The organism is Streptomyces sp. GB4-14 (assembly GCF_022696125.1).
Lineage (GTDB): Bacteria > Actinomycetota > Actinomycetes > Streptomycetales > Streptomycetaceae > Streptomyces > Streptomyces werraensis.
This window is the reverse complement of record NZ_RZHO01000002.1, coordinates 5,486,533-5,498,259: the sequence shown is the minus strand read 5'-3', so window position 1 is coordinate 5,498,259 and position 11,727 is coordinate 5,486,533. Positions and strand designations below refer to the sequence as shown.

General features: G+C 73.1%; 10 protein-coding genes. All 10 read right to left on the bottom strand.

The window, feature by feature from the left end; translation table 11 throughout:
• Nucleotides 1-277 precede the first annotated feature (277 nt).
• Entirely contained in the window at nt 278-805 is a 528-nt protein-coding gene (locus ELQ39_RS26315) for an NUDIX hydrolase (RefSeq protein ID WP_242594290.1), read from the bottom strand.
• Nucleotides 806-971: 166 nt separating this feature from the next.
• Nucleotides 972-2,312, bottom strand: a complete 1,341-nt coding sequence (locus tag ELQ39_RS26310; protein ID WP_242594288.1) for a transcriptional regulator — start codon at nt 2,310-2,312, stop codon at nt 972-974.
• Nucleotides 2,313-2,601: 289 nt separating this feature from the next.
• Complete coding sequence (locus tag ELQ39_RS26305) at nt 2,602-3,666, bottom strand: PP2C family protein-serine/threonine phosphatase (RefSeq protein WP_242594286.1); 1,065 nt, start codon at nt 3,664-3,666, stop codon at nt 2,602-2,604.
• Between the two features lie 478 nt (nt 3,667-4,144).
• Entirely contained in the window at nt 4,145-6,667 is a 2,523-nt protein-coding gene (pheT, locus tag ELQ39_RS26300; protein ID WP_242594284.1) for a phenylalanine--tRNA ligase subunit beta, read from the bottom strand.
• On the bottom strand, nt 6,667-7,788 hold the full coding sequence (gene pheS, locus ELQ39_RS26295) for a phenylalanine--tRNA ligase subunit alpha (protein ID WP_190004133.1): 1,122 nt from the start codon (nt 7,786-7,788) through the stop codon (nt 6,667-6,669). The genes pheT and pheS overlap by 1 nt, the downstream gene beginning before the upstream one ends.
• A gap of 175 nt (nt 7,789-7,963) precedes the next feature.
• Entirely contained in the window at nt 7,964-9,109 is a 1,146-nt protein-coding gene (locus ELQ39_RS26290) for a sensor histidine kinase (protein ID WP_225642348.1), read from the bottom strand.
• 91 nt (nt 9,110-9,200) lie between these two features.
• Nucleotides 9,201-10,061, bottom strand: coding sequence for a TrmH family RNA methyltransferase (locus ELQ39_RS26285; protein ID WP_190004131.1), 861 nt, complete (start codon nt 10,059-10,061; stop codon nt 9,201-9,203).
• Between the two features lie 165 nt (nt 10,062-10,226).
• On the bottom strand, nt 10,227-10,610 hold the full coding sequence (gene rplT / locus ELQ39_RS26280) for a 50S ribosomal protein L20 (protein ID WP_004933571.1): 384 nt from the start codon (nt 10,608-10,610) through the stop codon (nt 10,227-10,229).
• Between the two features lie 98 nt (nt 10,611-10,708).
• Nucleotides 10,709-10,903 (bottom strand): 50S ribosomal protein L35, encoded by a 195-nt coding sequence (gene rpmI / locus ELQ39_RS26275; RefSeq protein WP_003977225.1) that lies wholly within the window; start codon nt 10,901-10,903, stop codon nt 10,709-10,711.
• Between the two features lie 110 nt (nt 10,904-11,013).
• Entirely contained in the window at nt 11,014-11,658 is a 645-nt protein-coding gene (gene infC / locus ELQ39_RS26270; protein WP_078540917.1) for a translation initiation factor IF-3, read from the bottom strand.
• Nucleotides 11,659-11,727: the final 69 nt, after the last annotated feature.

The following is an 11,727-nucleotide window of genomic DNA, read 5'->3' as shown; positions in this document are numbered from 1 at the left end:
TCATCCGCGGGTCCCTGGCCGGTCGTCCGGCCCGGGACCCGCGGCGTACACCCCGAACGCCCACCGGCAGTGGGGCAGCAGGGCGCGCAGCGCGGGGTTGCGGACGGGGCGCCGGGCCAGGGCGGGCAGGCCGGGATGTGTGGCGCCGACGCCGGTCGGCGGGGACGTCGCGCTGACCTCGACCCCGCCGAGGGACGGCGCCGGCGCGCGGGCCCAGGTGGTGCGACGGGAGCCGGCTGCGGGTGCTGGAGCAGCCGGAGTTCGTGCGGCCCGCTCCCTACAGGCGCAGGTGGTGCAGGAGCAGTAAGGCGGCTGCCATGTTGGCCGCGGGGACCTCGCCGCGGGTGATCAGGTCCGGGACCACCTTCAGGGGGACCCATTCACGGCGGTCCGACTCGAAGGCGTCGACGGGGTCGCCGACGTACTCGCCCTCGTCGGACCAGTAGATGTGGTGGCGGGCGTCGGTGAGGCCGTTGGACGGCTCCACGCTCATCAGGTGGTGCAGCGGGCCCGGTCGCCAGCCGGTCTCCTCCTCCAGCTCCCGGGCCGCCGCGCGGACGACGTCCTCGCCGTCCTCCACCACGCCCGCCGCGAGTTCCCAGCCCCAGCTGTCGGTGATGAAGCGGTGCCGCCACAGCAGCAGGACCTCGTTGGCGTCGTTGACGACGGTGGCGACCGCGACGGGCCTGAGCCGTATGAGGAAGTGGTCGAGGTGACGGCCGTCCGGGAGTTCGACGTCTGCGATATTGACGCTGAACCAGCGGTTTGAGTACACAGGCTGTTCGTTTAGTTTCGTCCACTGCATGGTTCTGCCGCCTTCCGATGGGTAAGGGGCAATATCGCAGCAGCGGCGGCCGTACAGCAGGCGCACGGAGGGCCGCCCGTGACGCATGGGGCGGCGCGGTGAGGCACGCGCCGGGCGCGGCGCGGCCCCGGGCAGCCCTCGTACGCCGGGGGCGGCCGGGGGCCGTCTACAGCGGCACCCGCAGCGCCCCGTCGATGAGTTCGGCCGCCTCGGCGGTGCCCGCGTACCCGCTGCGGATCAGATGCTCGCGCACCTCGCGCAGGCGGTCGCGCAGCCGCTGCGACTCCATGCCGCGGGCCTGTTCGGCCATCTGCACGGCGACGGCCACCGCCCGGTCGGCGTTGCCCTGGCGCAGTTCGACCGTGCACAGCATGGCCAGCCGGTGCACCCGGCCCCGGTCGTGCGCCGGAGTGTCCACGGCCGCAGCCGCGTGCTCCCCCGCCGCCGCGAGCTCGCCGAGACGCAACAGCGCCTCCGCCACCTGCACGTTGACCAGGCCCGGCTGGACATATCCGGTCTCGTCGGGCTCGTGGCCGCGGTGAATGCGCGCGGCGGACTCCTCGGCCCGCCGGATGCACGACAAGGCGCCCGCCGCGTCTCCGAGATGGGCGTACGCCTTAGCCTGCATCGCGTACAGGTCCGAGGCGAGCGCCGGGGTGATCCGGTGGCCCGCGGCGCGCAGCGCGGCCTCGGCGAAGGCGACGGCCTGCCGGAACTCCCGCATGAACAGGGACTGGTTGACGAGCAGGGCGATGACGTACGCGCCGAGGCCCCGGTCGCCGCTGGCCTTGGCGAGCCGCAGTGCCTGGTGGAAGTAGCGCTGGGCGAGGCCATGGGCGTCGGAGTCGTAGGCGCAGATGCCGGCGATGGCGACCAAGGCGCCTGTGGCGCGGTGGAGTTGGCGGCCGGTGGCGTCGGTGTAGCTGCCGCGCAGCAGCGGGGCCGCCTCGGCGTTGAGGAAGCCGACGACGCGGGCGCGGGTCGCCATGCCGCCGGCCTTGCGGTACATCTGCTCGTAGTGGGCGCGGGCGGCGCGCAGCATCTCCAGGTCGCCGGGGGTGACCCGGTGCGGGCCGCCGCGGGATACGTCCACGTCCTCCGGCGGGTTCTCCCACTCCCACACGGGCATCACGGCCGGCGTGCCGGTGACGGCGGGGGCGCCGAGGAGGTGCGGGCGGCCCTGCTGGTCGGAGCGCCACAGGGCGGTGGCCCTCTCGACGAAGCCGGAGAGCGAACCGGCGTGCGGGACGGCCGGATCGCCGGGGACGCCCAGCCCGACGTCGTCGAGGGTGACGGGGCGGCGCAGCCGGGCGGCGAGCACCTCGCAGATCAGGTCGGGCACCTGGCCCCGGGGACGCTGCCCTTTCAGCCACCGGGCCACGGCGGTGTGTTCGTAGCGCAGCGTCAGACCGCGCGCCCGCCCCGCCTGGTTGACGTGCGCGGCCAGCCCCGCGTGGGAGATGCCGGCCTCGTCGAGGATCGCGTCCAGCAGAGTGTTGGGCTGCATGTCGGGCCCCCCGGTGGCTCGGTGCGGACAGGGTAGTGGCTGAGCGTTCACACGGGGTGTGAACGGAGTGCCCGCATCCGCAGTGTGCACGCGCTGTCGCGGAGCGTGCCCGGCCGGTTGACTGAATTGCCTCGAAAGAGGCCGGCCGGGCCGCCGGCTCCCCCTCGTACAGCGGCGGCCCGTATGTTCGCCGTCCGCCCGGCCGCCTGCCCGACACTCCGTGGCGGGGCGGACGGCCGCCGGCCTCACGCGGCGCCACCGGCCGGCCGTGGCCGGGCAGGGTGCGGCACTACCGCTCCGCCGTGGCCGAGCGGGGGACGCCGCGGGTCGGCCGCGCGGGCGGGGAGCAGCGTTCGTTTCTGAGGATCAGCAGGGCCACGTCGTCCTTCGGCGGGCCGTCGCTGTGCTCGAGCAGGGCGGTGAGGACCGTCCGCAGAACGGCCTGGGGCGTCTGCGGACGGGCGCGGGCCGCCTCGGTGAGGACGTCGCCGAGCGGGAAGAAACGGCCGCCGGTGTCGCGGGCCTCCTCCGCGCCGTCGGTGTGCAGGACGAGGATGTCGCCGGGGAGCAGACGGCCGCACGCGGTGGCGGGCAGCTCGCCGGGCAGGGGGAACAGGCCGAGCGGCGGCAGGGGATCGGCGCGGGCCAGCGGCTCGGCGCCCGCGCCGGTCAGCCGGTACGGCCAGGGGTGGCCGCAGTTGAGGGCGTGCACCTCGCCGTCCGGGAGGATCTCCAGCAGCAGCACGGTGACGAACTCCTCGGCGGCGGGGGCGCCGTCCGGGGCCGGGTGGTCACCGTCCGCGCGCTCACGCAGATGCCGGTCCATGGCGCGCTCCAGGCGGCCCAGCACCCCGGCGAGGGTCTTCTCGTCGTGGGCGGCCTCGCGGAAGCTGCCGAGGACGGCGGCGCCGGTACGGACGGCGCCGAGGCCGTGGCCGCGGACGTCGCCGATGACGGCCCGTACGCCGTGCTCGGTGGCCGTCACCTCGTAGAGGTCGCCGCCGATGCGGGCGCCCCGGTCGGCGGAGAGGTGCGCGGCGGCGACGGCCAGCCCTTCGACCCGCGGGGGCGGGGGCCGCAGCAGCACGCTCTGGGCGGCCTCGGCGATCCGGTGGGCGTGCCGGACCTCGCGCAGCATGCGGCGCCGGATGTGCAGGACGATGCCGGTGCCGACCGCGCACAGCAGGGCGCTGCTGACCAGGCGTGCGCCGAGGGCGTCGTCCCGGGCCAGCGGGCAGGTCAGCCGGTAGGCGACCGCGACGGCGCCCCACGCCGTGGGCACCGCCAGGGAGCGCAGCCGTGACAGGAACCGGGGTGGCACCCCGCGGGGAGCCCCAGGGTTGAAGCGGATCATGCCGATGGCCCCCCAAATAGGCCCGGACAGCGCAGACCGGCCTCGAGAGGCCGGTCCGATTCTGTCGACCGCTGCGCCACTTCCGGCCGCATCACCCGGCTCAGTCACCCGAACGAGTGAGTAACCGGCGGGACGCCGCAGTTCCGCTCTCTGACCAGCCTGACATGCCCGCGCCCACCCTCGCATATGCCCGAACCGGAACCCGCCCTCCGCCCCTCCGGGCCGCCTCGGCCCCAGCGGTCCCCTGGGCAGGGACGCACCTGGTACGCCCACAGCGGCGCCGACGCCGGTGGAGCTCGCGGTCGGCGGGGCGGGTGTCCGGGCGGCGCGGTGAGCCTCGAGCAGGAGCCGCGCGGCGAGGTGCCGGCGTCGGACCGGGCGCATCACCCGGCGCCGCGAGCGACGCCCCCACGCGCGACGGGCCGATCGCAAGGCGTGCTGCCTTGCGACCGGCCCGTGCACGGGACAGCGTGCGGCGTCAGCCGCGGAGTACCGCGCCGGTGCGGTCCGTCGCCAGGGCGACGGCCGCCTCGCGGGCCGCCGACGCCTCGTCGACGGTCAGCGTGCGGTCGTTCGCGCGGAAGCGCAGCGCGTAGGCCAGGGACTTGCGGCCCTCGCCGAGCTGCTCGGCGTTCTCGTAGACGTCGAACAGGCGGATGGACTCCAGGAGTTCGCCCGCGCCCTCGCGCAGCGCCGCCTCCACGTCCGCGGCGGGCACGTAGGCGTCGACGACCAGGGCGACATCCTGCGTGGCGACCGGGAAGGTGGAGATGGACGGAGCCTGCGGCACCGTGTCGCCGACCCGCTCCAGGACGTCCAGGTCCAGCTCCATCGCGCAGGAGCGCGCGGGCAGGCCCAGCGTCTTCAGGACGCGCGGGTGCAGCTCACCGGCGTGTCCGACGACGCGCTCGGCGCCGTCGACGGTGACGGTCAGCTCGGCGCAGCGGCCAGGGTGCCAGGGACCGTACTGCCCCTTGCGGATGCCCAGTTCGGCGCCCGCCTCACGGGCGACGGTCCGGGCGGCCTCGACCGCGTCGGCCCAGTCGGCCGGGCGGCCCTTGCCCCACCAGCCGGCCTGCTCGCGCGCGCCGGCCAGGACGACGGCGACGTGCCGGGGCTGGTCGGGCAGCGCGGCGTTCAGCGCGGCGATGTCGTCGGGGCTCGGACGCCGGTCGACGGGGAGGTTCGCGGCGACCCTGGCGGCGTCCCGCGGCTGGAAGACCAGGCCGGTCTCGAACAGCGCCAGGTCGTGCGAGCCCCGGCCGTCGTTGCGGCGCAGCGCGGCGAGCAGCCCGGGCAGCAGCGAGGTCCGCAGCGCGGGCTCCTCGTCGCTGAGCGGGTTGACCAGCTTGACGACGCGGCGGGCCGGATCGTCGGCCTCCAGGCCGAGCTGGTCGAAGACCTGCTCGCTGATGAAGGGGTAGTTCAGCGCCTCCACGTACCCGGCGCCGGCGAGCGCCCGTCCGATGCGGCGGTGCAGCCGCTGGCGGGCGGTCAGACCCCGGCCGGCGGGCGGCCTGGGCAGCGTGGAGGGCAGGTTCTCGTAGCCCTCCAGCCGGATGACCTCCTCGGCGAGGTCGTTCGGGTCGGTGAGGTCGGGCCGCCACGACGGGACGGTCACGATCAGCTCGTCCTGGCCGTAGACGTCGCAGCCGACCTCCTGGAGGCGGCGTACGACGGTCTCCCGGCCGTAGGTCACACCGGCGACCTTGTCCGGGTGGTCGGCGGCCATGGTGACGGTGTGCGGCGCGCCGGGGGCGACGACCTCGGTGACGCCGGCCTCGGCGGTGCCTCCGGCGAGCAGCACCAGCAGGTCGACGGTGCGCTGTGCCGCGGCGGCCGCGGCCTGCGGGTCCACACCGCGCTCGAAGCGGCGGGAGGCCTCCGAGGACAGCTTGTGACGGCGGGCCGTGCGGGCCACCGACACCTGGTCGAAGTGGGCCGCCTCGATGATCACGTCGGTCGTCGCCGCGGCGCCCTCCTCGGAGGGGTCGTGGTCGGCGATCTCGGTGTCGGCGCCGCCCATGACGCCGGCCAGGCCGATGGGACCGCGGTCGTCGGTGATGACGAGGTCCTCGGCGTGCAGCTTCCGCTCGACGCCGTCGAGGGTGACGATCTTCTCGCCCTCCTGCGCACGGCGGACGCCGATGGCGCCCTGGACCTGGTGGCGGTCGTAGGCGTGCAGCGGCTGGCCGAGCTCCATCATCACGTAGTTGGTGACGTCGACGGCGAGCGAGATCGGGCGCATGCCGACCTTCTGCAGCCGGCGCTGGAGCCAGATCGGGGAGCGCGCCTCCGGGCTGAGGCCGGTCACCGTGCGGGCGGTGAAGCGGTCGCAGCCCGCCGGGTCGGAGACCTTCACCGGGTAGCCGAAGGCGTTGGGCCCGGGCACGTCGAGCAGCGCCGGGTCGCGCAGCGGCAGGCCGTAGGCGATGGCGGTCTCGCGGGCGACGCCGCGGATGGACAGGCAGTCGCCGCGGTTGGCGGTGACGGCGATGTCCAGGACCTCGTCGACCAGTTCCAGCAGCTCGACGGCATCCTTGCCGACCTCGGTCTCCGGCGGCAGCACGATGATGCCGTGGGAGCCGTCGTCGCCCATGCCCAGCTCGTCGCTGGAGCAGATCATGCCGTGCGAGACCTTGCCGTAGGTCTTGCGGGCGCTGATGGAGAAGCCGCCGGGCAGGGTGGCGCCGGGCAGGACCACGACGACCTTGTCGCCGACGGAGAAGTTCCGGGCGCCGCAGACGATCTCCTGGGGCTCGCCGGTGCCGTTGGCCCGGCCGACGTCGACCGTGCAGAAGCGGATCGGCTTCTTGAAGCCCTCGAGCTCCTCGATCGTCAGCACCTGGCCGACGACCAGCGGGCCCTTGAGGTCGGCGCCGAGGTGCTCGACGGTCTCGACCTCCAGCCCGGCCGAAATCAGCTTGGCCTGCACGTCGCGGCCGGTCTCGGTGGCCGGCAGGTCGACGTACTCCCGCAGCCAGGAAAGCGGGACCCGCATCAGATCTCCATCCCGAACGGCCGGGTGAACCGGACGTCACCCTCGACCATGTCTCGCATGTCTTCGACGTTGTGGCGGAACATCAGCATCCGCTCGATGCCGAACCCGAAGGCGAAGCCGCTGTACTTCTCCGGGTCGACGCCGCAGGCGGTGAGCACCCGCGGGTTGACCATGCCGCAGCCGCCGAGCTCGATCCAGCCCTCGCTGGAGCAGGTGCGGCAGGGCCGGTCGGGGTTGCCGACGGACGCGCCCTTGCAGACGTAGCAGAGCATGTCCATCTCGGCGGACGGCTCGGTGAAGGGGAAGAAGTTCGGCCGCAGCCGGGTCTTCATCTCCGCGCCGAACAGCGACTGGACCATGTGGTCCAGGGTGCCCTTGAGGTCCGCCATGGTCAGGCCCTCGTCGACGGCGAGCAGCTCGACCTGGTGGAAGACGGGGGTGTGCGTGGCGTCCAGCTCGTCGGTGCGGTACACACGGCCGGGGCAGATCACGTAGACCGGCAGCTCGCGGTCGAGCAGGGAGCGGATCTGCACGGGCGAGGTGTGCGTGCGCAGCACGACGCCGGACTCGGAACCGCCCTGGGGGCCTTGCACGAAGAACGTGTCGGCCTCGCCGCGCGCCGGGTGGTCCGGGCCGATGTTGAGCGCGTCGAAGTTGAACCACTCCGCCTCGACCTCGGGACCCTCGGCGACCTCGTAGCCCATCGCCACGAAGATGTCCTCGATGCGCTCGGAGAGCGTGGTGAGGGGGTGACGGGCGCCGGCCGGGACGCGGTCGTGGGGCAGCGTGACGTCCACGGACTCCTCGACGAGGACGCGGGCGTCGCGCTCGGCCTCCAGCTCCGCCTGGCGGGCGGCGAGCGCCTTGTTCACGGCACCGCGGGCCTGGCCGACGCGCTTGCCGGCCTCGGCCTTGGCGTGCGGGGGCAGCGCGCCGATCTCGCGGTTGGCCAGGGCCAGCGGGGACGAGCCGCCGGTGTGGGCGACCTTCGCCTCCTGGAGCGCGTCGAGGGAGTCCGCGGCGGCGAAGGCGGCGAGCGCCTCGTCCCGCATGCGCTCGATCTCTTCCGGTTTCAACGCCTCGACCTCGACAGGGTCGTACGACTTATTCGGTGCCGACATCTCTTCCCGTGCTTCCGATTGGCTGGCTGATGGTCCCCGTCATCGACTCGTGGACGAACGGTCCGTCGCGCGCCCGCAGCGGGCCGCGGCTTTCGTCCTCGGGACGCAAAGGTGCCAAAGGCCGAGTCTAACGGGGTGAAGGTACGCGAAGGCGCCCGTGGGGGCCGCAGGCGTCTCAGGTGAGATACGCGGGGGCCGCCACGGGCAACGTAAATCGGAACTCGGCGCCGCCGCCGGGGGCGCGTCCGACCGTGATGGTGCCGCCGTGGGCCTCGACGATGCCCTTGACGATGTACAGCCCGAGGCCCGTGCCGCCGCGCTTGCTGCCCCGCCAGAAGCGGGTGAAGACGCGGTTCATGGACTCCTCCGGGATGCCGGGCCCCTCGTCGCTGACGGTGACGGACGTGGCTGCGGGTTCGGCGTGCTCGCGGTCGCGGGGTGACGCCGAGGGTGTGATGTCGATGGTGACGGTTCCCTCGCCGTGGCGCACGGCATTTTCCAGCAGGTTGCTCAGCACCTGGTCGATCTTGTCGGGGTCGGCCCACAGGGCGGGCAGCGGGTGCTGCACCCGCAGCAGGAACCGGTCGGCGGGCTGGCCCGCGGCGACGTGCGCCTGGATGTGGCGGCCCACGGCGGCCCCGATGTCGACGGGCTGGCGGCGCACCTCGAGGCGCCCGGAGTCGATGCGGGATATGTCGAGCAGTTCGGCGATGAGCCGGGTGACGCGGTCGGCGTCGGCGTCGACGGTCTCCAGCATGAGCCGCTTCTGGTCGTCGGTGAAGCGTTCCCACTTGGCGAGGAGGGTGGCGGTGAAGCCCTTGACCGAGGTGAGCGGGGAGCGCAGTTCGTGCGCGACGGTCGCGATCAGCTCGGCGTGGCTGCGCTCGGTGCGGCGTCGCGCCTCGGTGTCGCGGAGGGTGACGACCACACGGCGGACGGGCCCGGTGGGGCGGGTGCGGACGTAGCGGGCGGAGACGAGGACCTCCCGGCCGCCGGGCAGCAGGAGGTTGCGCTCGGGCTGGCCGACCCGGATGGCGAGGCCGCCGTAGGGGTCGGTGAGCTGCCACCAGCGGCGCCCCTCCAGGTCCTCTAACGGCAGCGCCGTCTCCAGGGACCGGCCGAGGGCCTGCTCGGCGGGGACGGCGGTGATGCGCACGGCGGCGGCGTTGAAGCAGATCACCCGTCCGTGCTCGTCGGCGACGACGAGTCCGTCGGGGAGCTGGTCGGGGTCGATGCCGAGGTCGGCGAGGTCACCGGGCCGGGGCGCGGGCGGGCGCGCCGTGCGCTCTGCTCCCGGTGCGCTGCTCGTGCCGACGCTCATCCCCGTACCCCACCTCTCGGAACGTCCTCGGGGCGCCCCGTTCCCGGGCCCCGGCCGAGAGCTTGGGGAGGTCCCCGAGCTGGTCAGCCTACTAGCTCTCGGTGACGGAGCGGGACCCTCCGGCGGCGCGCTGTGCACGTGCCGACGCGTAGAGACATACGGCGGCGGCAGTGGCGAGGTTCAGGCTCTCCGCCTTTCCGTGGATGGGGACGCGGACGACGGCGTCGGCGAGGGCGCGGGTCTCCTCGGGCAGACCCCAGGCCTCGTTGCCGAAGATCCAGCCGGTGGGGCCGCCCATGGTGCCCTTGTCGAGCTCCTCGTCGAGGTCGCGGTCGCCGGCCCCGTCGGCGGCGAGCAGCCGTACGCCCGCCTCGCGCAGCCCGGCGACGGCCCGCTCGACGGGCACGTTCACGGCGACGGGCAGGTGGAAGTGGGAGCCGACGGAGGCACGGACGGCCTTGGGGTTGTACAGGTCGACGGAGGCGTCGGTGAGCACGACGGCGTCGGCCCCGGCGGCGTCGGCGCAGCGCAGCACCGTGCCGGCGTTCCCGGGGTCGCGGACGTGGGCGAGGACGGCGACGAGGCGGGGACGGGCGGCGAGGATCTCCTCGAACGGCGTGTCCAGGAAGCGGCAGACGCCGACGAGGCCCTGCGGGGTGACGGTGGTGGAGATGTCGGCGACGACCTCGTCGGAGGCGAGGTGGACGCGGGCGCCGGCGTCCCGGGCGGCCCCGACGATGTCGGCGTACCGCTCGGCGGCCTCGGGGGTGGTGAACAGCTCGACGAGGGTGGCGGTGTCCTGGGTGCGGTGCGCGGCGGCCTCGCGGACGGCCTGCGGTCCCTCGGCGAGGAACAGCCGCTCCTTCCCCCGGAAGTTCCGCCTGGCGAGCCGCCGCGCGGCGCTCACCCGGGCGGACCGAGGAGAAATCAGCTCAGGACCAGCGGACACCATTTCAGTCACCTTCAGCGAGGACGGCCAGGGGCGCGGGGAACCGCGCGACCGGCCACGACGAACCCGCGGCCGCGGAACGGCCCGGCGGACAACGACACAGCACGGGACCCGCAGGCCGAAGCCTGCGGGTCCCGGAGAATGGAACGTCGGCCAAGGCCGACGACCTCACGCAGCCTTGGGCGCGTTCACGTCCGCCGGCAGCGCCTTCTGCGCGACCTCGACGAGCGCGGCGAAGGCGGTGGCGTCGTTGACGGCCAGCTCGGCCAGGATCTTGCGGTCCACCTCGACGTTGGCGGCCTTCAGACCCTGGATGAAGCGGTTGTACGTGATGCCGTTGGCGCGGGCAGCGGCGTTGATGCGCTGGATCCACAGCTGACGGAAGTCGCCCTTGCGCTTCTTGCGGTCGTTGTAGTTGTAGACCAGCGAGTGGGTGACCTGCTCCTTGGCCTTGCGGTACAGGCGCGAGCGCTGACCGCGGTAGCCGGAGGCCTGCTCGAGGATCGCCCGGCGCTTCTTGTGGGCGTTGACTGCCCGCTTGACGCGTGCCACTTGTTAACTCCTTGTAGCGGGGCCGTGGTGGTGCTCACACGGCCCGGAATCGATTGGGTCCCGGTCTGACGTACGTACGGCGCTCACGCGCCGGGGCGTCACTTGCCGAGAAGCTTCTTGATCTTCGCGGCGTCGCCCGGGGCCATCTCGGCGTTGCCGGTGAGGCGACGCGTCACACGGGACGACTTGTGCTCGAGCAGGTGGCGCTTGCCGGCACGCTCGCGGAGCACCTTGCCGGAGCCGGTGATCTTGAAGCGCTTGCTGGCACCGCTGTGCGACTTGTTCTTCGGCATAGCGCCGTTCTCTCCTCGTCGGTGGCGCTCCTGTGCCCGGTCGTGAAACCGGGCACGGTGGAGCGTCGTACTTGTGTCGGGTTGCTTCCTGGGGCTCGCGCCCCGGGGAGTCACGCCTCGGCCGGCTCCTCGGCCGCCTGGACGGAGTCCGCGTCTGCGGCGTTCTGCGACTTGCCGGGGTTGGCCTTCGCTTCTGCCTTGCGGGCTTCCTGAGCCTGACGGGCCTCGGCCATCGCCTCGGTCTTCTTCTTGTGCGGACCGAGGACCATGATCATGTTGCGGCCGTCCTGCTTCGGGTTCGACTCCACGAACCCGAGGTCGGCCACGTCCTCCGCGAGACGCTGCAGCAGTCGGTAACCGAGCTCCGGCCGGGACTGCTCGCGACCACGGAACATGATCGTGATCTTGACCTTGTCGCCCTGCTTGAGGAACCGGACGACGTGACCCTTCTTGGTGTCGTAGTCGTGCGGGTCGATCTTCGGCCGGAGCTTCATCTCCTTGATGACCGTGTGCGCCTGGTTCTTGCGCGCCTCACGGGCCTTCATGGCCGACTCGTACTTGAACTTCCCGTAGTCCATGAGCTTGCACACGGGCGGACGGGCGTTCGCCGCGACCTCCACGAGGTCGAGGTCGTACTCCTGCGCAAGCTCCAGGGCCTTGGCAAGCGGGACAATCCCGACCTGCTCGCCGCTGGGACCGACAAGTCGCACCTCGGGAACGCGAATCCGGTCGTTGATGCGGGGCTCGGCGCTGATGGATCCTCCTCGGTAGCACCACGCGACGGTCTGGCGGACAGCCGCGTAACGTCTGTGTTCGTTAGACCT